The following is a 21250-nucleotide window of genomic DNA, read 5'->3' on the forward strand; positions in this document are numbered from 1 at the left end:
TTCGTTCAAAAGGGCAGCATGACCATATTGTGAAAGGTTTTTTGCTTGGTTTCAATAGTCATGTGGCCGCCATATTTATCACAGAGTCTGGCGATATTCATGAGCCCGATGCCATGATTCTCCGGGTTAGGCTTTTGGCTGCGCAAAGGAACGACTTCATTATCCATATGGTTAAGAATGTGTATGAACAGAGCGGATTCATGGGAAAATATCTTGATCACGACGTACCGGTCCTCTGCGATTTTCACATGCTTGGAAGCTTCAATCGCATTATCCAGCATATTTCCGAGTACGACACATAAGTCATAGCGATCTATCAATATCTCAGGAGAATACAAGTTCAGCTTCGTATCTATCCGAATGCCATTCGCTTGGCCGATGTTAAGCGTATTAGTAACGAGGGCGTCTATTACCAAGTGGCCTGTATTTACCCGCTGATAAGCGTCTTCGACTTTATTTAACGTCGTTCGGATATGCTCTAATGCTGCCGCTGGCTCATTTCGCTTAATACACTCCTCGATATAGAGAAACTGCTGGTTCGTGTCGTGAATTATTCTTTTGATCGATTTAAAGCTGTGTACAGTCTTTTCATAATTTGCATCCTGGTAGTCCATCTGCTGCTGCAGCTGGGCATTCTCATGCTTGAACTGGAATTTATCAATAATCGTATCAAAAATGTAGATGATCATCACGTTTATAAAAAGAAATCCAATAGCAGAAAGGAAATAATGGACGTTCATCTCATTGTAATTCGTGAGCACATTCAACTGGTAGATGCTGATGATAGGGACAAGTATAAATAATATATAGTAACGATAATGCAAAGAGAAGCTTCTGCGTTTCGCAATCAGCCGGATAATCTGAATGACGGCAAACATAATCGTGAAGCTGAGCAGGGTGGCCTTGAATAACAAGCTCTGATTCTGTTCATTTACTGGATCAAGACTGGTTAGGTCAACCGAATCCAACAGATAAAAAAAATAGATCGAAATAAAATTAACAATAGACATTAACACACCATACAGCACAGTAAAAATGATCTTTGTTTTCAGTTCCACAGTATAGGCTAACGCCAAACTAAAGATGACCACTAAAGCCAGGATCGAAGAAATCACAAAGGAAACCGGAACGGAAATATAAACGTAACCAAGCACCCCGAAAATAATAAAGTATATCCACCGCTTTTGCTTTTGGGCAGATTTGTCGAACACTGAGTTAAAGAAATAAAGGATCTGAAGGCACATCACAACCTCAACACACAACCCAAACATCCAGTTGTTCGTAATCATCTCAATAGACCTTCATTATCATAAATTTGGTGTAACAATCCTTAACCTCTTTCAGTTTAGAGCGGCCGATCGGCAGCTCAATCCCACCCGACATAAGCACAACTCCGCTGGAGAACTTCCGCACATGAAGCAGATTGATAATAACGGAACGGTGGATTTGCAGGAAGTTGTTGTGTTTGAGTGCCAGAGCATAATCGGCAAGTATGCCTTTACTTTCATAGATTTGATTGAGGGTAATAAAATTCAGCTTACTCTTTATGGTTAGGCTTTTAGCTGCTTCGATCGCAATGATATCATCATGCTTCAGCACAACTTCTTCAAAGGCCGACTTGATGATCATAAACTTTTTATCAAGGGCTTGGAAGTACTGGCATAGCTTGATCATTTTCTCCTCCAACACCTGGGGAGTAATAGGTTTGATTAAATACTGGAAGGTCATTACGTCAAAGCTTTCCACCATATATTCCGGGTAGCTTGTCAGAAACATGATTTGTTCATCCAGGTGTTTTAAACTCCTTATTTGGCGGGCAGTCTGAATCCCGTTTATACCACCCATTTCAACATCCAATATTAATATGTGAAAAGGGGGTTCATTACGCTCATAATGAGAGACAAGCTGCTCCCCCGAGCTGAATTCCTCAATTTCAAAATCAATATTCACCTTGATCGACAATGCAGTCAACAAGCCTCTGACAATCTCCCTTTGCTTGTCCTCATCATCACAAATAGCCACTCGATACATAGTGGATACACCTCTCATTTCTAATGCCGTTTGTTCTAGGAACTTGTTCTAACTATAATACAAGCTTTCGGGTTTAAATGAATCATTTTTGGATGAACTGCAGATTTAAATCCCTCAAGTGCATGTGGAAACGAATCCTCTCAAATTCCTATGTATCAAAACTGCAGTATGAAAAGCGCACTGCCAGCAATTGCAGAACGCTTTTATTATTTCACCAGAATTTAATGAAAAGTGATTTGAGTCTTTGCATAATTTACAATTCAGCTATTTTGAATATGACAAAGCTGCTCATATTTACCTGCTGATTTCCGGCAAATGGTAGTAATACAGCATTAGTAGTACCTGTATTTGTGAGACGTATTGCATCACCGGCATTAATTGGAATGATCCCTTGCCCAACCAGATGTACATCATTTGCCGTGCTTGTGTTATTTCCGGAAATGGTTATGGATTGTTCAAAATTATTCACTGTGACTACAAAAGCAGCACCTGGTAGTAGAGGATCCCCTTGAATGTACAAAATGTAGTTAACATAATAAAATCCTGATTGCTCTGCTATTGCCGCTCTTGCACCAGCATCAAAAGTAAATCCTCTTTTCGGATCTGATATTAGTGAAGATAATGGTATAGAAACATTTGGAGGTATAACTGTTGGAGCTGCAGATCCTAACACCAAATCTGCAAAAGCGCTGGATAAGGTTCCCTGAGGGCCAGTAGATCCTGTTGGTCCTGCTGGACCAGGTAATCCTTGGGGGCCTGTTGATCCTGCCGGGCCAGGTAATCCTTGAGGTCCTACTGGTCCAGCTGGTCCTAGTAATCCTTTTGGTCCAGCTGAGCCTGATAATCCTTGAGCTCCTGTTAGTCCTTGAGGTCCTGCTGGTCCTTGAGGTCCCGTTGATCCTTGAGGTCCTGATAATCCTTGAAGTCCCTCGGGACCTTGAGGCCCTGGTACTCCTTGGGGTCCCGGTAATCCTTGTGGTCCCTGAGGTCCCTGAGGTCCTTGTGGACCTGCTATTCGGTTTTTCACGCCCATAATATCATCCCCTCTAATCGATATGCCGTTAGTATATATACCCAGGAGTTTATTTGTCTGGGCATATTTCAAATTGGGCAAATACCTGATTTTTGAAATGTGATGTTTATTTAGCGTAATTAATCATATTGTGGGTTATCACCTTAAATGGGGGCATCCTAATGTGGATAGAATGGTCTAATGATTCAGAACATATTGTTTTACCTAATAAATATAGTTTGCAACTGGGTGCGCAGATTCCTCCAATAATAAAATTTCACTTTGGTTCGTTTGAAACAGAAAGAGAATTGACATTAAGTACCCTAATAACTAAGAATACAATCGTTTTACCTATATCAATCAAACTCAATTTTATGATTCCTGATACACTTCCTTATGATTTAAGAATAGATGAGAATGGTCTGCATCTTGGCCCGGTAATTGCTATTTTAACTTCGAGAGTACATGTTTCCCCAGGCATTAGAACAAAGTACCTTGAATACCTGTGGGATTATAAGAATTTACAAGGATTAATTTACCTTTGTCCCTTAGAGGGGATTAATCCTGCGAAAACAGGAATAGAAGGTTACTACTATCAACCAGATGAATTAGGGAACACAGGAATTTGGAAGAAAGGGGTATTTCCATACCCTAATGTTGTCTATCGCAGGATTGGAGTAAACAGAAACGATAAATACGACCACTTGCTGGTTACTGTTGGCCAGAAGATCTTTAATCCAAGCTTTTTAGATAAATGGGCAGTTTGGAAGGCTCTTCAGGATAATCCTAAGATAAATCCCCATCTACCTAAAACAGCAGTATTGAGAAATGCAAAAGAGGTTATTTGCATGTTAAAAGACTATGGTTCAGTTTATCTTAAACCGGTGAGCGGCTCCTTCGGAAGAGGTATAGTAAAGATCGAATTAACCAGTAAGGGTTACCTGTGGAAGCATAAAAATACAAAAAAAAAGTTGAGTCAAAAAAAATTAATAAAGATATTGTGTTACCAAAAGAGGCGGCGGGCTTACTTGTTTCAGCAATCAGTAAGTTTGAAGGTCCATAATAAACACGTCGACTTTCGAGTTATAATGCAGAAAAACAATACACAAACCTGGAACTGTACTGGCATTATTGCTAGATATGGTATGAAAGGAAAGCACTACACCAATGATGTAAGTGCGCTGGAATTGGGAGTGGATGGGTTGAAAAATGCATTAAATTTAAATGATCAACAGATTAAACTCAAGACTCAGGAGATTCTGTCTTTATGTACTTTGGTTTGCGAAAACCTGGATGAGTTACATGGACCCTATGCAGATTTAGGGTTAGATGTGGCAATTGATACTAATTATAAGGTGTGGTTACTGGAGATCAATTTTAGGCATATGCATAACATCGCTGCACTAGTTGGCCAACAGAGTAGTATGTATAGTAAAGTAATAACACGACCGTTAGAATTTGCAAAAGCATTTGCCGGATACAGCACTCCATAAATATAGTTTATTATGGACAACGTTTTTTAGCTTTATCAACTTATTCTATCTTTAGATTACCGGTTTATTCTAACCGGTTTTTTTAACGTGCAGTAAGAACTAACGATGATACCCTAGTTAGCGTTTCATTCTTTAAAGATAGGGGTATATAAGCTATATTTTCGAAATATAACCGCAAGCAAGTCACAAGTTGGGAAGTGAGGGGCGTCATGGATTCTGCAGTCAACATCCTGCTCGTAGACGATCACCCGGAAAACTTGGTTGCCATTGAGGCCGTTCTCAGCGGAGAACCTTATCGTCTGGTTCGGGCATATTCCGGTATTGAGGCTTTGCGCTGTTTATTGGAAGAGGAGTTTGCCGTCATTGTCATGGATGTGCAAATGCCGGAAATGGACGGGTTAGAGACAGCCAGCATCATCCGGACCCGGGAGAAAACCAAATTCGTCCCCATCATCTTTATGACAGCCACCAGCAATAAAATGGAACATATCTTCGCAGGCTATTCCGTTGGTGCTATGGATTATATGACGAAACCCTTCGTTCCGCAAATTTTTAAATCCAAAATCGAGGGTTACGTCAGTATGTATGAAGCTAACAAAACCCTTCAGATCCAAAGTGAAATGTTGAAGAAACAAACGAGGCAGTTAGAGAAAACCAATCAAGAGCTGATCCAAGCCAAGGAAACTGCGGAGATCGCTTCCCGTGTGAAATCAGAGTTTCTGGCCATGATGAGCCATGAAATCCGGACTCCGCTGAATGGGATCATAGGCATGTCTGATCTGCTTCTTGCCTCCGATTTACCGGAAGAATATTCAGAGATGGCAGGGATCATCCATACAAGCAGCAATGCACTGCTTTCTGTCATCAACCATGTCCTCGACTTTTCAAAAATTGAATCCGGAAAAATGGAATTGGAGGAGGAACCATTCTCTCTTCAGCACTGCCTGATTGAAACGATTGATTTGTTTACAGCTAAAATCAGGGAACGAAATCTGGAAGTGGTGGTGCTGGTTGATCCTTCGCTGCCGCCATGTATAAAAGGGGACATGAATCGCCTCCGTCAGGTGTTGAATAATCTGGTGGGTAATGCCGTAAAGTTTACGCATGAAGGCAGTGTATACATAATGGTAAACAAGCTCGCGGAGACGGAGAATTCGCTGACGCTTGAGTTTATGATTAAAGATTCCGGGATCGGAATCCCTCCGGATAAGATAAACGAACTGTTTCAGCCGTTCTCCCAGCTGGATGCCTCAACTACACGTAAGTTCGGAGGCACGGGGCTCGGATTATCGATCAGCAAATCCTTGGTGGAACTAATGGGCGGCACGATCCGGGTAGAACCGTCGAATGAACCCGGCGCAACATTCATTTTTACAATTGCAGTCAAGACGCTCATGAGCCCAGTTCAACCTCCAGACGAGTCAGATCGGAAGCCGCTGCAAACGGATGCTACGACCGACAACCATACGCCGGCTCCGATTCGTGTCCTGGTTGGAGAAGATGACAACGTAAGCCGGAGGCTAATGAAACAAATGCTGGAAGCACTCGGCTTCTTTGCCGATTTGGCGGAGAACGGTACAGAGGTACTGGCAGCTTTGGAACAAACGCCTTACGATCTGCTTTTCCTCGATCTCCGTATTCCCTTTAAAGAGGGCTGGGAGACTGTACAAGATATCAAAACGAAAGTTATAGACAAACAAACTGTGATCATTGCCATGACGGCTAACGTTTCTAAGGAAACGATGCAGCGGTGTTTGTCCTCGGGCATGGACGATTTTATCGCCAAGCCTGTTCGATCAGAAGATATAAAACAGGTCATTCAAAAATATGTGATGAAAAAGGGGCAGTGTTGAGTTTATGAGCAATCAAGACCAAATCAACGAAACGAGCGACGATCAAATTGTCGTCGGCGAACTGCTCAACGCCTTAATGGCGATGAAGAAAGGCAACTTCTCCTACAGAATGCCCTATGACCGTACGGGTATGGCTGGAAAGGTAGCGGATACGTTTAATGAGATCATGGATATTCAGGAAGCTCTGGTGTCTGAAGTCCAGACAGTAGCCAAGGTTGTCGGAAAAGAAGGGAATCTTTCGAGAAGGTTTGTGCAGAAGAATCTGGGTGGATCATGGGAAACAATTACAGATTCGTTAAATGGTCTGGTCATCGACTTGATTCAACCGACGAGTGAGATGGTCCGGGTTATTAACGCCGTAGCCAAAGGCGATCTGTCTCAGAAGGTGGAGCTTGAAATCGAGGGACGAGCTCTTACGGGTGAATTCCAGAGAACGGCAAGCAACATTAACATGATGGTGAATCAGCTCAGTACCTTTGCCTCCGAGGTTACTCGTGTGGCGCGCGAGGTCGGTACGGAAGGTATCTTAGGCGGCCAGGCAGACGTCAAAGGGGTGTCAGGCACCTGGAAAGATCTTACGGACAGCGTGAATTATATGGCGACAAACCTCACGGATCAAGTGCGTAATATCGCGGCGGTAACCACTGCCGTCGCCAACGGTGATCTGTCAAAGCAAATCACGGTTAATGCGCGCGGAGAAATTCTCGAACTCAAGAATACGATTAACACGATGGTGGACCAGTTGTCCATGTTCTCCTCCGAGGTTACTCGTGTGGCGCGTGAGGTTGGCACAGAGGGCAAACTCGGCGGGCAGGCGGACGTTAAAGGCGTATCCGGCACTTGGAGAGATTTAACCGAAAGTGTTAACTACATGGCGTCCAATCTGACTAACCAAGTGCGCAACATCGCAGTTGTTACGACTGCGGTCGCAAATGGCGACCTGTCGAAGAAGATTACTGCTGATGTGCAAGGCGAAATCCTGGAGCTTAAGAACACCATCAACACAATGGTGGATCAATTGTCGACCTTTGCTTCCGAGGTTACCCGGATGGCGCGTGAGGTCGGTACGGAGGGGATACTCGGCGGGCAGGCGGATGTTAAAGGCGTATCCGGCACATGGCGGGATTTAACGGAAAGCGTTAACTACATGGCGTCTAACTTAACCAACCAGGTGCGTAACATTGCGGAAGTGACCACCGCCGTTGCCAAGGGCGATTTGTCGAAGACAATTACCGTTGATGCGAAAGGCGAGATCCTCGAATTGAAAAGCACAATCAACATCATGGTGGACCAGCTCAGCAACTTTGCCTCCGAGGTTACCCGGGTGGCTCGGGAGGTTTCAACGGAAGGAATCCTGGGCGGGCAAGCGGACGTTAAAGGGGTATCCGGCACTTGGAAGGATTTAACTGACAGCGTTAACTTTATGGCTGGTACGCTGACCGATCAGGTGCGCAATATCGCTGAAGTGACGACTGCGGTTGCGAAAGGGGATCTTTCCAAGCAGATCACGGTTAATGCGAAAGGCGAAATCCTTGAGCTTAAGAACACAATTAACACGATGGTGGAGCAGCTTTCCACCTTCGCTTCCGAGGTTACCCGGGTGGCGCGCGAGGTTGGTACCGAGGGCATGCTGGGTGGACAAGCCCAAGTTAAAGGCGTTGCAGGGACATGGCGGGATTTGACCGAGAGTGTAAACTATATGGCTTCGAACTTGACCAACCAAGTGCGCAACATCGCCGTCGTCACTACGGCCGTCGCAAACGGGGACCTGTCCAAGAAGATTACGGCGGATGTCCAAGGCGAAATCCTCGAGCTCAAAAATACCATCAATACGATGGTGGACCAACTTTCTATGTTCTCTTCCGAGGTTACGCGTGTGGCGCGGGAGGTAGGTACGGACGGGAAACTGGGCGGACAAGCGCAGGTTAAAGGGGTTGGAGGGACCTGGAAGGATTTAACCGAAAGCGTTAATAATATGGCCCGGAATCTGACGGACCAGGTGCGGAACATCGCGGACGTTACGACGGCGGTAGCAAAGGGTGACCTGTCCAAAAAAATCACCGTAGACGTCAAAGGCGAAATCCTTGAACTCAAAAATACGATTAACACAATGGTGGACCAGCTCTCGACCTTCGCCTCCGAGGTTACGCGCGTAGCGCGCGAGGTTGGCACAGATGGAAAACTCGGCGCGCAAGCGGAAGTTAAGGATGTTTCGGGTACGTGGAAAGATTTGACCGATACGGTTAACTATATGGCCAGTAACTTGACTATTCAGATGCGCAACATTGCCGGCGTTACAACGGCAGTTGCGAACGGGGACCTGTCCAAGAAAATCACCGTCGATGTAAAAGGTGAACTATTGGAACTGAAGAACACGATAAACACGATGGTAGATCAACTAAATTCGTTCGCATCCGAGGTTACGCGGGTGGCGCGGGAGGTCGGTACGGACGGCAAGCTGGGCGGACAAGCTCAAGTACGCGGCGTCGGCGGAATCTGGAAAGATCTCACCGATAACGTTAACATCATGGCGACCAATCTGACAGATCAGGTACGCGGGATCGCCAAGGTCGTGACCGCAGTTGCAAACGGCAACCTGAAGCAGAAACTGACTGTAGAAGCCAAAGGCGAAATCGCCGAACTCACGGACACCATCAACAATATGATCGAGACGCTGGCCACCTTCGCCGACCAGGTGACTACCGTAGCGCGGGAAGTAGGTGCCGAAGGGAAGCTGGGCGGACAAGCGAACGTGCCTGGTGCAGCCGGTACTTGGCGCGATCTCACCGACAATGTTAACTACATGGCGAGTACGCTGACCACTCAGGTACGTGCGATCACCAATGTCGCCACAGCGGTGACGAACGGTGATCTGTCACGTGCGATCGACGTATCCGCATCCGGAGAAGTCGCAACGCTGAAAGACAACATTAACGAAATGATTCGGAATCTGAAGGAAACGACCCGGATCAATACCGAGCAGGACTGGCTCAAAACCAACCTCGCCAAATTCTCACGGCTGCTTCAAGGACAAAGAGACTTGTATGCGGTCAGCCGTATGATCCTGTCCGAGCTGGCTCCGCTCGTGTCCATGCAGCATGGTGTCTTCTACATCAATGAACCGTTTAACGGCGAACCGGTGCTGAAGCTGTTTGCCAGCTATGCTTACCAAAGCCGCAAACATTTGGCGAACGAATTCCGTGCCGGGCAAGGCTTGGTCGGCCAGTGCCTGATTGAGAAACAGCGGATCCTGCTCACTAACGTGCCAGGTGACTATGTCGTGATATCGTCCGCTTTGGGAGAAGCAGCCCCTCTCAACATCATTTTGCTGCCGATCATATTCGAAGATCAGGTGTTGGCGATTCTGGAACTCGCTTCCTTCCGGCCATATAGTGATATCGACATCGCCTTCTTGGATCAGCTTACGGAATCCATCGGAATCGTGATTAACACGATGCAGGCGAACCAACGTACGGAGGAGCTGCTGATCCAATCCCAATCACTCACCGAAGAGCTCCAAAAACAGCAGATGGAGCTGCGGAATACGAACGACGAACTCGAAGATAAAGCAAAGTTGCTCGTGCTGCAGAAGGCGGAAGTGGAAAGCAAAAATCATGAGGTAGAGGTGGCCAAACGATATCTGGAAGAGAAAGCGGAACAGCTTGCCCTCACGTCCAAGTACAAATCTGAATTTTTAGCCAACATGTCGCACGAACTTCGTACCCCGCTGAATTCCTTGCTGCTCTTGGCAGAACAGCTTGCCGAGAACCCGGAGGACAATCTTCACGAGATTCAGGTGAAGTTCGCGAAAACCATTCAGGACTCTGGACTCGAATTACTTAATCTTATTAACGATATTCTCGATCTGTCCAAAATCGAATCAGGCACAATCACGCCAGATTACAGCGATGTATCTTTGGCCGAACTGACAGACGGGCTCGACCGTACCTTCCGCCACATGGTGGACGCTAAGAAGCTTGACTACCGTATCAAAATTGATCCCGGCGTGCCGGCAAGCTTAGTGACGGACTTCAAGCGGCTTCAGCAAATTTTGAAAAACTTGCTTTCGAACGCCTTTAAGTTCACGGAGCAAGGGCAGATTATGCTTCAGATCCGAAAAGCGGGCGAGGGCTGGCACCAAGAAAATGAATCGCTGAATCGTGCTAAAACGGTCATTTGCTTCTCTGTCAGCGACACGGGGATCGGCATCCCGCATGAGAAACAGCAGATCATTTTCGAAGCCTTCCAGCAGGCAGACGGCAGCACGAACCGGGAATATGGCGGAACAGGCTTGGGACTTGCAATATCCCGGGAAATTGCCGAGATGCTGGGTGGAGAAATCACCCTGTACAGTGAAGTGACCAAGGGAAGCGTATTTAATTTGTACCTGCCAACTGAAGCAGAATTCACGGAACCGGAGACCAAGAGGATACATGTTCCAGAGGTGATTGATATCACCCCGCCCAAACGCAGAAGCAGCCTAGGCAGAGCGGCGGAAGACACTTTGATTGACGACCGGGATAACATTGAGCCGGGTGACCGTGTATTCCTGATTGTGGAGGATGATCAGAAGTTCAATGAAATTATTCTCGATCTTCTCCACAAAAAAGGAATCAAAGCTGTCATTACGGCCAGCGGCTGGGATGTCCTGGAACTCGTTCAAAAGTACAATCCGATCGCCATAACGCTGGATCTGCATCTTGGTGGGGATACGAACGGTTGGCTGGTACTTGATCAGCTAAAGAACGATATCCATGTGCGGCATATTCCGATTTGCGTCATGACCGTTGACGAGGACGAAGTGCTTCTGCTGCAGAAGGGGGCTCATGATTACTTCCGGAAACCCGTGACGAACGAAGAGCTGGAGAATGCTTTGGATCGTCTGAACCAATTCGCGGACAAGAAGGTTCAAAACTTGTTGGTGATCGTCAATGATGAGCAGGAGCGCAAGCAAATTGTCGACCTGCTAAGCAATCAGGATCTCAAGATTACGGCAGTGGACACAGGGCGCAAAGCGTTGAACCAGATCAACACAAAAGATTTTGACTGTGTCGTGCTGGACAACAGTTTGCCGGATATGAATCTTATCCGGTTCGCCCGGGATATGTACAAGAATGCTAAAAACAAAAGAGTTCCCGTCGTAGCCCGCCTGAGCAAGAAGTTGACACCTGCGGAGGAGAACGAGTGGGATGAGTTAGTCAAGATGGTGGTTCTCAAAGAGGTGAAGTCGAATCTCCAATTGATTGATGAAACGACTCTCTTCCTGCACAGTAAGGCGGAGAACCTTCCGTCCGGCTCAAGGGAAAAGCTGGTCAAACTGCATAATTCGGATGAAATGATCGAGTATAAGAAAGTGCTTGTTGTGGATGATGATATCCGTAACATTTTTGCACTCACGTCAATTTTAGAACGCCATCAAATGAAAGTCATTCCTGCTGAGAACGGCCAGGATGCCATTAACCTTCTGGAACAGAGTCCGGACATCGAAATCGTGCTGATGGATATCATGATGCCGGGAATGGACGGTTACGAAACAACCCGCGCTATCCGGCAGAAAGAGCAATTCAAGAACCTGCCCATTCTTGCACTCACGGCGAAAGCCATGAAGGGAGACCGGGAGCTGTGCCTCGAAGCCGGCTGCTCGGATTACATCACCAAACCGGTCAACAGCGCACAGTTGTTATCTATGATGCGCACATGGCTAGACCAATAACCCATACGTTCGACAAGAAAGCCCTCGTCTTAAAGTTGGGACTGACCCCCGTACATGAGACAGGGATCAAAACACCTTGCAAGTTTAAGCAGCCAGTCGCCGGAAATCCACTGGCGACTGGTTATTTAGTTTCGCTTGAATTCGAATTGAGTTATAGTAAGTAATGTAGTCTCGAACGGTCTGTTCAACGATTGCCGTCGTTGTACACGTGAGATCTTCGAGGTAGAACGTTTCAGACTTTAGGGTGGAATGAAACGATTCGATGGGGGCATTATCAGCGGGCGTTCCCTTGCGGGACATGCTCATGGTAATGCCTTTTCCTTTTACTGCAGCCTGGTACACCTGAGACGTGTACACGCTGCCTTGGTCGCTATGAAGCAGCATATTTGCCCGTTTTGGAAGTTGATTCAGCGTATCCAAAACCAAAGACGTGTCTTGCTTGTCCGCTATACTGTAAGCCACAATCTCCCCATTGTACAGGTCCAGAATGCTCGAGAGGTACAACATCTTGCCTCCAAACGGTAAATAGGTAATGTCCGTGACGAGCTTTTGCAGATGCCCCTCTGCATGGAATTGCCGCTTTAGCAGATTTTCTACTGGATGTGCGGGCTGCCCCGTGGTCTTGCGTTTCTTCATCCTTACGCGGCACTGTAGCCCTTCACGCTGCATAATCTGTTGAACACGTTTGTGGTTTATGGATTCTTCTGCCCGAAGGAGTGCAGTGATTTTCCGGTACCCATATCGGAATTTATGCTGTGCGCAAACCTGCCTTATCTTCTCTACTGTAGCATCTGAACGCTCGGTTTCTACGGCTGCTTTCCAGCGGTAGTAGGTGGCTCTTGCAATCCCAAGCCATGCGCAGGCCTCAGTCACCGTTACTTCTTCTCGAATGGACTCGATCCAGGCAATGACGACTTGTGGTTCCACCCCCTTTCCAGTTCCCTGTACTTTTTTAGCACGTCCAATTGCTGCTTTAAGAATCGGTTCTCCGCCTTTACTTTTTCTAGCTCCGTAGAGTGTTCTGGACCTTTTCCGTAGCTGTACTGTTTACCCACGGGCTGCTCCAGACGATGTACTTCGCCTTTTCGATACCATCTCATCCATGTCTTTAACTGTGTCTTGTTCCGTATTCCGAGTTGCTCCATTACCTCTCTTACCGGAACTCCTGCCAATCTCATCTCGATGGCTTTCATCTTTAATTCTACCGGGTAACTCACTCTAGTTGCCAACGCAAAAACACCTCCAAGATTATCTCCCTATCTTACGACAGGGTTCCATTCTCTTGAAGGTGTTTTGATATGTCTCACGTTACGGGGTCAGTCCCGTTAAAGACGGGGGCTTTTAGACTGCCAACTAAACGATTCCCAAGAACACAATATAACTAATTTCCAGACCGATTGGCCCATGGAAGAACTGCCATCGGAATAAACAGGTGATTATCGGAGGCTATCTACTTCTCCAAATTTATATTACCTGAAGCTGAGTGTACACTCAGTGTAGAAGCTTCCGTATTAGCTATGCCTACCGTGCCCTTCAGGCTTTGGCCGCCGCCATCCGTGTGAATCTCTGTGGATGCTTCGATGCCTAAATTGATCTTGCCAGTTTGGGTAGATGCATCAATCTCCCCCGTGAAACCGTTGACGGTGATATTGCCTGAATCAGCGTCCAGCATGATTGTCTGTCCCTCGCCTTCAAAGGTAATATTGCCGGAAGCTGTGGCCAAACGGATGGATTCAAAGCTTTGTTCCGGCAGCTCCAGGTATACGGTCTCATTCTTTAAATGGATGAATCCGGATGCCGGTTCAACGTTAACGGTAAGCACACCCGCCTCCAGCGCCGCCGGCAGCCCGCCATTCGTTTTCATACGGAGCTTCACTTCTGAATCTTTGGAACGGCTCACCTTAATGGATTGTCCTTCAGTTTTCACTTCAATCTGCTGCACCCTGGAGCCCTCGAAAGAAGCTGTTTTCTCCACGGTTTTGTCCCCGCAGCCCGCAAGTACGAGGATCAGGAATGCTGCCGCGATGAGGACAAACCATTTGTTGCCTTTATATTTTGTCATATGGATCTCCTTCTTATTGATAAATTACCGGTCTGTAAGAGCCGGATGGTTATGCCTGCAACGAATAAAAGAACAGTCAACATGAGATAAAGCGCAGTGTTCCTTTCGAATATCCCCAAAAAGTCAAGTGAGGGCACATGATTGAGCGGTCCCACATACCACCAGAGCAAATAAATAACCTCAAACAGCTTCTTTGAGCCGCCTAATGTGCCCAGTGCAAGCGCCAAAGTCGGAATAAAGAGGATACCCGTTCCCCAAGCCAACAGGGAAGCCATCTGACCCTCCACGATAAAGCGGGTGATTGCACCTGTCGAAAACAGCAAGGTGATGAGGACGCCAGAGAGCCATTCCGTCAACCACTTCACCAGCGGCGAACTGCTGGACAAGATAAGTTCAGTGGTAAAATTATGTTTATCCCGCGTACCCAACTGCGACCATAAAGCAAGAGGCCATATCATAATAAAGGGCAGCCAGTTGTTTATGGAGTTTGACGTAATCAGCATAGGCCCCGAAATGAGCGCTATGGCGGGCAGCGTCCACCACAGGGACATGCCTTTCAGCATAAGCTTCAGCTCGGCTTTGACCCGCCCGGGCAACCTTGCACTCTTCACTTTTACTGCTGGAGACAGCTTCAGCGAGACACTGTGTTCTATGCGCGCAAGCGGCAAAGGTGTTGTTTTTTCCTTGCCCGAAGCAAGTAGAGGATGAACTTTGGATGAGCTTTCCGAGTTTTCAAAACGCCGAAATAGCAGGGCAGAGAGGACGACACCTACTATACCCGCAGCTATCCAGACTAGCCGGATTAGGATAAGCGAATGATCCCATGCTGCGCCTTCCCACACAAACGTGGAGATCGGGCCTTGTGTCGGATAATATCCAAAGCTTCCGCTCTCCTCAATACTAGAGAGGGTAGGATAATGCTTAGCTGCACTATGGGCCATCGTTTTCAAAATACCGTTGATGCCGAACAAATCCCCCCAATCGCTTGGCGCGGCAATGGACATCACACCGATAGCGATCCATAGGCAGAAGAACAGCACATTTCCCATAACTCCCTTCAAACCGGGAAACACATCAAACAGGACGGTTAAAGAAGAGAGCAAAAACAGGGAGGGGAAGGTTAAATAAAAAAAGGGAGCCATATAATCCATCAGCCGGAGTTGGGAATCTTCTGCCCTCAGCAGTTGCATGGCCATAAAGGCCACCAGCAAGACAGCTCCAATCACCAGCATTACCACAAAATTGGCCGCCGCCTTACTAGCGATATACCTGATTTTTCGGACAGGGGTGGAGGCAATTAACGGCCCGAGCTTCAGGCGCACATCTCCCGATATTTGGCTTCGAAGCATGAAAAAACCGAATAGCCAAAGCATCATTGTGGACAGCATTGCCGCAAGCCCGCCCAGCCAGGCCGAGTTATAGATCCCTCTGACTCCGCCGATATAAAAGATTTCATACCCGGCAGCAGCATCCGGTACGCAGGCATAGCCGGCAAACACACTGATTCCTATGACGAGCAGGAAGGAATAGCTGCGCATCTGACTTTTCAAATTGCTTTTGATTAAATAAAAGTAGGCAGAGAGCGTTCGGATCATGGCTGAACTCCTAACGAGGACACTGTATACAGGTACGCATCCTCCAGTGAAGCGGGCAGCAGGGTGGCGTTTGCGCTGGGGCGCAGATCAGAAACGATCCGGGTGTGGATGCCGTCGCTGCGCTGAATGGCGCTGCTTATCGTGTATTTGGCCTGCATGTCCGGCAGGGCGGAGGCAGGCAAGACACAGTTCCAGACTTTCTGCTCCACACTCTGAATCAAGTTCTCCGGTGCCGCATGCTTGACAAGCCGTCCCTTAGCCATCAGAGCGATGGAGGGAGCGATGGACTCAATGTCGGTCACGATATGTGTGGATAAAATAATGATTCTGTTCCCCGATAAGCTGGACAATAAATTGCGGAACCCAATTCTTTCACCGGGGTCCAACCCGACCGTAGGTTCATCGACAATGAGCAGCGACGGATCATTAAGCAGGGATTGGGCAATGCCCACCCGCTGTCTCATGCCGCCCGAGAACCCGCCGAGTAATCTCTTCCGGTCATTTGAGAGATTCAAGATTTCCAGCAGTTCGTTGATTCGTGACCGGGCAGACTGGGCGGATAAGCCTTTCATTGCCGCTATGTATTCCAGAAATTCAAGCGGGGTCAGATTCGGATACACACCGAAATCCTGTGGCAAATATCCCAGCTCCTTCCGCAAACCCTGCGGCTGTCTGGCAATATCCACACCGTTCCATTTGATGCTCCCTTGACCGGGTTTCTCAATAGTCGCTAGCATCCGCATTAATGTGGATTTACCTGCACCATTGGGGCCAAGCAGTCCGGTCACACCCTGTTTGAGCTTCAAGGTAATGCCGCTGAGGGCCTGCTTTGCGCCGTAGCTTTTCGATACCTGTTCAATCTGTAGTTCCATCTCTATTCCTCCGTCACAATCCAATTGCCATACCATTCCTTGGCGGCGTAACATAAGATTAGCCCACAAAAGTAAAAACAAAGCAAAATTGCGGTTAAAAGGAAACAGCAGGGAAGAGAAATTCCAAAAGGAATGATAAACTGAGAGAGTACTTATGCACTCAGGGAGGAAATACTGTTGCTGAATGACAATATGAACGCAGAGAAAATTCTACTGGTCGATGATGAGCTGGGGATTTTGACTTTGCTGGAGATTTCGTTGAAGAAAGAGCGCTACCATAACATCACAAGCTGCTCAACCGGGGAACAAGCATTATTTTTCGTGAAAAATCATACCTATAACCTGATCCTGCTGGATGTAATGCTGGGGGATGTGAATGGCTTTGACCTGTGCCGTGAGATCCGCAAGCATACGGACACACCTATTATTTTTATCACCTCCTGCGCAAGTGATTTTGATAAATTGACCGGGCTCGGGATCGGCGGGGATGATTATATTACGAAGCCTTTTAATCCGCTTGAGGTCATTGCCCGGATCAAAGCTTTGTTCAGAAGGCAGAATCTCACCCAAGCCTCTTCTTACGGGAATTCGGAAGGTACCGGGGACAAAGAATACAATTACGGGCGTTTTATTCTGAGGCCTGCGGACGCCGCATTGATCGTGAATGGACAGACTGTGGAATGTACGGCCAAGGAGTTGGAGCTGCTCAGCTTCTTTTGCCGGAACCCGAACCGGATCTATACGACCTCTCAAATCTATGAACTGGTATGGGGCAGCCCCGGGTATGGCGATGAGAAAACAGTCACTATTCATATTTCCAAGATCCGGAGAAAGTTGGATGACAATCCGAAAGCCCCTGAGCTGATCATTAACCTGAGAGGGATCGGTTATAAATTTGTGCCGCCGGTCAAGGGAACCTGAGATGAAAACGGGATTTCGGTTCAGTGTCCATTTTGCCATCGGATTAATTGCCTGGATGCTTGGACTCGGCATTACCATGATGATTACCGTGGATGTGCTGTTTCCTCTGCTGGGCCTTCTGGAAGGGCAGGAGTATTATGATCTGTACATTCTGGCGGTATTTGTACTTAATATTACCGGATGCAGCGTACTGTTCGGCTGGTATTTCGGGAGTCCGTTAAGATTCATGATGTCTTGGATTGCTTCCTTATCGGGCGGGAATTTCGAACCTCCGCCTGCGGCACAGAGCATCTTCAAACGGAACCAGAAACTCAAATCCAGATACCGGCTGTACAGTGAATTGATTGTGAACATCGAGTCGCTGTCCGCCAGCCTGAAGCAGTCCGAACTCGAACGCCGCAAGCTTGAAGATAACAAAAAAGATTGGGTGGCCGGCATCTCGCATGATCTCAAAACACCGTTAACGTATGTCACGGGATACTCAGCTCTGCTTCTGAACGAGGAGTATAGCTGGAACGCGGATGAACAGCGGACATTTCTGCAAGAAATCCAGTCCAAAGGGCTGCATATGGAGGAATTGATCAGCGACATTAACCTCTCTTTTCAGATGAATGAGGATCATGCCTCCTTCCCCATGCATTTTGGCACGCTGGAGTTGATCGGATTCCTGCAGCGGCTGATTGCCGATGTTGGCAATGATCCGAGAGCGGTGTCCTACCTGTTGAGCCTGGAGGCAGAGATAGAGTCGCTGGAGCTTGTTGCCGACGAGAAGGTGCTCTACCGGGCATTGCAGAATATGCTGATGAATGCTGTACTTCACAATCCGGCAGGCACTGCCATTCACGTGACTGTGCGGCGGGAAGGGGAGGAAAGTGCGAATATCATGATTTCCGACAATGGCACTGGTATGGACGAAGATACGCTGAACAATCTGTTTCAAAAATATTACCGCGGAGCAAAAGGCAGCTCCCATAAGCTGGGAACAGGACTAGGTATGGCTATTGTAAAAAACCTGATCCTCGCACACGGGGGCTTCCTGACTGTAGATAGCGAAGTAAGTAAAGGAACCACATTTCATATCCGTCTACCTGTCCGGGAGCATGAAAAGTCTACTTGAGCTTGAGAGATCAGTTGAAATTTTAAACAAGATATGAAAAAATAAGTTGCTGTATCAAACCCGGAACTTCCATGAGCAGTATTAGCTGACTTCGGACAAACGGATAAAATTGAATAGGGGTGAATATGATGTTTTGGACATAAAAGATGAAAAACACCTTATTAGGTTCTTTATATTTAACTTTAGCTTCCATGATCTGGGGCGGTATGTACGTTGTTGTTAAAATTGTAGTATCGGTCATACCTCCATTAGAACTTGTATGGATGAGATATTTAGTAGCCATTGTTGCACTTCTAGTTATCGGCTTCATCACACGACAGAACTGGCGAATTGAGAAACGTTATTTTATCTTAATCGTAGCTATTGGGCTCATTGGTAATACGATTTCAATTGTTGCACAGGAAACTGGTACCATGTTATCCACAGCACAAATGGGAGCCATTATAACTTCTTCAACCCCAGCATTCATGGTTATTTTTGCTCGCCTTATTCTTAAAGAACAGTTGACACTAAAAAAGGGAATCTCTGTTTTATTAGCGACAATTGGGGTGCTTCTCATTGTTGGAATTGGTGATGTGAATTTATCCAGTACACTTGGAGGTATTGCCCTGCTTATTGCTGCATTAACATGGGGCCTCATGTCTGTACTTGTAAAACGTTTGCCAAGTGATTACTCACAAATTGTGGTAACCACCTATTCCATCTTAGTAGCCTTAATCGTGTTGACTCCTTTTGTATTGCCGCGGTTACACGAGATTAGTATCTCTCAACTGGCTCACCCGACGATTTGGGGAGGACTCTTATATTTGGGTATTGTTTCAACAGCAGGCGGATTTCTACTTTGGAATCGTGGATTACAAATGCTTAACGCTTCAAGTGGAGGAATATTTTTCTTCTTTCAACCCCTGGTTGGAACATTACTTGGATGGCTTGTTCTAGGAGAGAACATAGTTGTAGCGTTTTGGATCGGCTCTATTCTAATTCTCACAGGTGTTCTATTTGTTATCAACGAGAAAAAATAGTATTTAGGAAACTCCATTCGAATGTATGAAGTGCACATTCCTTTCGGAGTAGGAGAGCCCTTATGCAGGGCTCTTTTTCATATTCCTAAGTGGGAAGATCATTCGGCGATATGTTCTTGCAGCCACTGTCTGAAAAATTGCAGCTGCTCTTTGGTGTGAAAATAATGTTCGCCATGCTCCATCACGCCCAGTTCACAGTGAAACCGATCACTAAAAGCAGAGACTACGTCAAACTCGCACAAGTTATCGTCTGAGCCATAAAGAATTGCAGTTGGACTTTTCCATGTATTGATAGGATGTGATTTAACATATTGATAATAATCCCAATAAAGTATTTGTCCGATAGGGGTGGAAACTTCTTTTTCAGCTTTTAATTTCTCTTCACTTACGTTGAACCATGTCATCATACCTTTGATAATTCGCTCCATATCCAGAACTGGAGAAAGGAACAGAGACTGCTTAAGCGGTAACTTGTTGTAAGAAAGCAAGCTAAAGTATGCCCCCATACTACAAGCAAAGATACTGATGTCATTCGATAGATTTTGTGCATAACGCATGATAATCTCAAGATCATGAACACAATTTTGAACTTTGCAAGCGTATTTCTCTTCTTCGCGGTCACCATGCTCAGGCAAATCAAAGCTAAGGACCTGATACCCCCGTGCCGATGCTTCTTCAGCAAAGATAACAATCGCATCATCTGCTTTGTTGGACATATTACCGTGGACAGCAATAAATAGTTTGTTTGATTTCTCACCCCATACTATTGCTGGGATGCCCTCAATTTTCAATTCCTGCTTCATCATTTCATTACCTTCTTTGTAAAATATTAATAGCAATTATACCATGAATTAATAGTTAATTAAGGATATAATTGAAGTAGCAGGTCGCGTGGATGATCACGCGTCCCTTTTTTTGCTTTATTCAAATCATAGTTTTGACCATTTCAATTTAGATTGATACAATTAGGCAACTATGTCGAATGACTTTAAAAACAGGTGGTGATCTAAGCTTGCAACATGAAAACGAACTTTTGGATGTATGGTTGTCTTGGTCCCGCATCAATACAAATTTAAGTGAAAAGTTAGAACAAGCTCTGCTGAACAATTATAATTTATCTTTGAAGGAGTTTTATGTTTTAAATTTTATAACCAATTCCGGGGATAAAAAATTACGGCTACAGCAACTTCAAGAACTTGTGGGACTAAGTCAAAGTGCTACATCGAGACTCGTAGTAAGAATGGAAGCTGAAAAATGTGGTGCTTTAGAAAGACATATATGTGAGGATGATCGGCGTGGTATTTATACTCGAATTACAGAGTTAGGCGAGAATAAATACCAGCGGGCACTTCAGACCTTTCATCAGGTCTTACAAACAGAACTGAAAAAAGAGGGATTTAATACAGAAGTAGAGAATCTCACGAAAAAATTGTTTTTGTGACCCGTGCAGAGATCTTATTATTGGAGTTGAGTGGATGGTTAAGTTTAGGAATAAGACTTGACATAATTATTTTCATCCGTTAAATTATATGCATGCGCATGCTTATTTATTGTTACTG

Annotated in this window: 15 protein-coding genes; 7 read left to right on the forward strand and 8 right to left on the reverse strand. The window is 46.2% G+C overall.

Annotated features, from left to right (window positions below):
- Positions 1–5 precede the first annotated feature (5 nt).
- From NST99_RS17125 to NST99_RS17135, 3 genes are all read right to left on the reverse strand, one after another.
- Complete coding sequence (locus tag NST99_RS17125; RefSeq protein WP_341093284.1) at positions 6–1289, reverse strand: GHKL domain-containing protein; 1284 nt, start codon at positions 1287–1289, stop codon at positions 6–8.
- A 1-nt stretch (position 1290) separates the two neighbouring features.
- Positions 1291–2031, reverse strand: a complete 741-nt coding sequence (locus tag NST99_RS17130; protein ID WP_341093285.1) for a LytR/AlgR family response regulator transcription factor — start codon at positions 2029–2031, stop codon at positions 1291–1293.
- Positions 2032–2284: 253 nt separating this feature from the next.
- A complete protein-coding gene (locus NST99_RS17135; protein WP_341093286.1) occupies positions 2285–3064 on the reverse strand; it encodes a collagen-like protein in 780 nt (259 codons plus the stop codon).
- A 161-nt stretch (positions 3065–3225) separates the two neighbouring features.
- On the opposite strand from NST99_RS17135, the gene NST99_RS17140 reads away from it, so the two are divergent.
- The 3 genes from NST99_RS17140 to NST99_RS17150 all read left to right on the forward strand — a co-directional run bounded on the left by NST99_RS17140 (position 3226) and on the right by NST99_RS17150 (position 12102).
- Positions 3226–4536, forward strand: a complete 1311-nt coding sequence (locus NST99_RS17140) for a YheC/YheD family endospore coat-associated protein (protein ID WP_341093287.1) — start codon at positions 3226–3228, stop codon at positions 4534–4536.
- A gap of 209 nt (positions 4537–4745) precedes the next feature.
- A complete protein-coding gene (locus NST99_RS17145; RefSeq protein ID WP_341093288.1) occupies positions 4746–6389 on the forward strand; it encodes a response regulator in 1644 nt (547 codons plus the stop codon).
- A 4-nt stretch (positions 6390–6393) separates the two neighbouring features.
- Positions 6394–12102 carry a HAMP domain-containing protein gene (locus tag NST99_RS17150; protein WP_341093289.1) on the forward strand — a complete coding sequence of 1903 codons (5709 nt, stop codon included), beginning with the start codon at positions 6394–6396 and terminating at the stop codon, positions 12100–12102.
- Positions 12103–12186: 84 nt separating this feature from the next.
- Here the strand turns inward: NST99_RS17150 and NST99_RS17155 are convergent.
- From NST99_RS17155 to NST99_RS17170, 4 genes are all read right to left on the reverse strand, one after another.
- Positions 12187–13331, reverse strand: a protein-coding gene (locus NST99_RS17155) for an IS3 family transposase (protein ID WP_341092810.1) whose coding sequence is annotated in 2 segments (ribosomal slippage) — positions 12187–13058 and positions 13058–13331 — 1146 coding nt in all. Because the reading frame shifts where the segments join, the coding sequence is not laid out codon by codon here.
- 221 nt (positions 13332–13552) lie between these two features.
- Positions 13553–14164, reverse strand: a complete 612-nt coding sequence (locus tag NST99_RS17160) for a DUF4097 family beta strand repeat-containing protein (RefSeq protein WP_341093291.1) — start codon at positions 14162–14164, stop codon at positions 13553–13555.
- A complete protein-coding gene (locus NST99_RS17165; protein ID WP_341093293.1) occupies positions 14161–15759 on the reverse strand; it encodes a hypothetical protein in 1599 nt (532 codons plus the stop codon). Before NST99_RS17165 ends, NST99_RS17160 begins: the two co-directional genes overlap by 4 nt.
- Positions 15756–16631: an ABC transporter ATP-binding protein gene (locus tag NST99_RS17170; protein WP_341093295.1), complete on the reverse strand. Its 876-nt coding sequence runs from the start codon at positions 16629–16631 to the stop codon at positions 15756–15758. The genes NST99_RS17165 and NST99_RS17170 overlap by 4 nt, the downstream gene beginning before the upstream one ends.
- Before the next feature lie 192 nt (positions 16632–16823).
- On the opposite strand from NST99_RS17170, the gene NST99_RS17175 reads away from it, so the two are divergent.
- The 3 genes from NST99_RS17175 (at position 16824) to NST99_RS17185 (ending at position 19691) form a co-directional block, all read left to right on the forward strand.
- Positions 16824–17552 carry a response regulator transcription factor gene (locus NST99_RS17175; RefSeq protein ID WP_341097675.1) on the forward strand — a complete coding sequence of 243 codons (729 nt, stop codon included), beginning with the start codon at positions 16824–16826 and terminating at the stop codon, positions 17550–17552.
- A gap of 1 nt (position 17553) precedes the next feature.
- A complete protein-coding gene (locus NST99_RS17180; RefSeq protein WP_341093297.1) occupies positions 17554–18669 on the forward strand; it encodes a sensor histidine kinase in 1116 nt (371 codons plus the stop codon).
- A gap of 146 nt (positions 18670–18815) precedes the next feature.
- Positions 18816–19691 carry a DMT family transporter gene (locus tag NST99_RS17185; protein ID WP_341093299.1) on the forward strand — a complete coding sequence of 292 codons (876 nt, stop codon included), beginning with the start codon at positions 18816–18818 and terminating at the stop codon, positions 19689–19691.
- 98 nt (positions 19692–19789) lie between these two features.
- Here NST99_RS17185 and NST99_RS17190 read toward each other — a convergent pair whose 3' ends face one another.
- Complete coding sequence (locus NST99_RS17190; RefSeq protein WP_341093301.1) at positions 19790–20497, reverse strand: alpha/beta hydrolase; 708 nt, start codon at positions 20495–20497, stop codon at positions 19790–19792.
- Positions 20498–20673: 176 nt separating this feature from the next.
- Here NST99_RS17190 and NST99_RS17195 point away from each other — a divergent pair, with 176 nt between their 5' ends.
- The gene (locus NST99_RS17195; RefSeq protein WP_341093303.1) at positions 20674–21132 is read left to right on the forward strand and encodes a MarR family winged helix-turn-helix transcriptional regulator; all 459 of its coding nucleotides are present in this window, start codon (positions 20674–20676) and stop codon (positions 21130–21132) included.
- The last annotated feature ends 118 nt before the right edge of the window (positions 21133–21250 follow it).

Source organism: Paenibacillus sp. FSL L8-0470 (assembly GCF_038008625.1).
Lineage (GTDB): Bacteria > Bacillota > Bacilli > Paenibacillales > Paenibacillaceae > Paenibacillus_AQ.

Coding starts and splice junctions, on each gene's coding strand:
- NST99_RS17125 (WP_341093284.1), bottom strand. CDS start 1,289: ATGATTACGAACAACTGGATGTTTGGGTTGTGTGTTGAGGTTGTGATG.
- NST99_RS17130 (WP_341093285.1), bottom strand. CDS start 2,031: ATGTATCGAGTGGCTATTTGTGATGATGAGGACAAGCAAAGGGAGATT.
- NST99_RS17135 (WP_341093286.1), bottom strand. CDS start 3,064: ATGGGCGTGAAAAACCGAATAGCAGGTCCACAAGGACCTCAGGGACCT.
- NST99_RS17140 (WP_341093287.1), top strand. CDS start 3,226: ATGTGGATAGAATGGTCTAATGATTCAGAACATATTGTTTTACCTAAT.
- NST99_RS17145 (WP_341093288.1), top strand. CDS start 4,746: ATGGATTCTGCAGTCAACATCCTGCTCGTAGACGATCACCCGGAAAAC.
- NST99_RS17150 (WP_341093289.1), top strand. CDS start 6,394: ATGAGCAATCAAGACCAAATCAACGAAACGAGCGACGATCAAATTGTC.
- NST99_RS17160 (WP_341093291.1), bottom strand. CDS start 14,164: ATGACAAAATATAAAGGCAACAAATGGTTTGTCCTCATCGCGGCAGCA.
- NST99_RS17165 (WP_341093293.1), bottom strand. CDS start 15,759: ATGATCCGAACGCTCTCTGCCTACTTTTATTTAATCAAAAGCAATTTG.
- NST99_RS17170 (WP_341093295.1), bottom strand. CDS start 16,631: ATGGAACTACAGATTGAACAGGTATCGAAAAGCTACGGCGCAAAGCAG.
- NST99_RS17175 (WP_341097675.1), top strand. CDS start 16,824: ATGAACGCAGAGAAAATTCTACTGGTCGATGATGAGCTGGGGATTTTG.
- NST99_RS17180 (WP_341093297.1), top strand. CDS start 17,554: ATGAAAACGGGATTTCGGTTCAGTGTCCATTTTGCCATCGGATTAATT.
- NST99_RS17185 (WP_341093299.1), top strand. CDS start 18,816: ATGAAAAACACCTTATTAGGTTCTTTATATTTAACTTTAGCTTCCATG.
- NST99_RS17190 (WP_341093301.1), bottom strand. CDS start 20,497: ATGATGAAGCAGGAATTGAAAATTGAGGGCATCCCAGCAATAGTATGG.
- NST99_RS17195 (WP_341093303.1), top strand. CDS start 20,674: ATGACTTTAAAAACAGGTGGTGATCTAAGCTTGCAACATGAAAACGAA.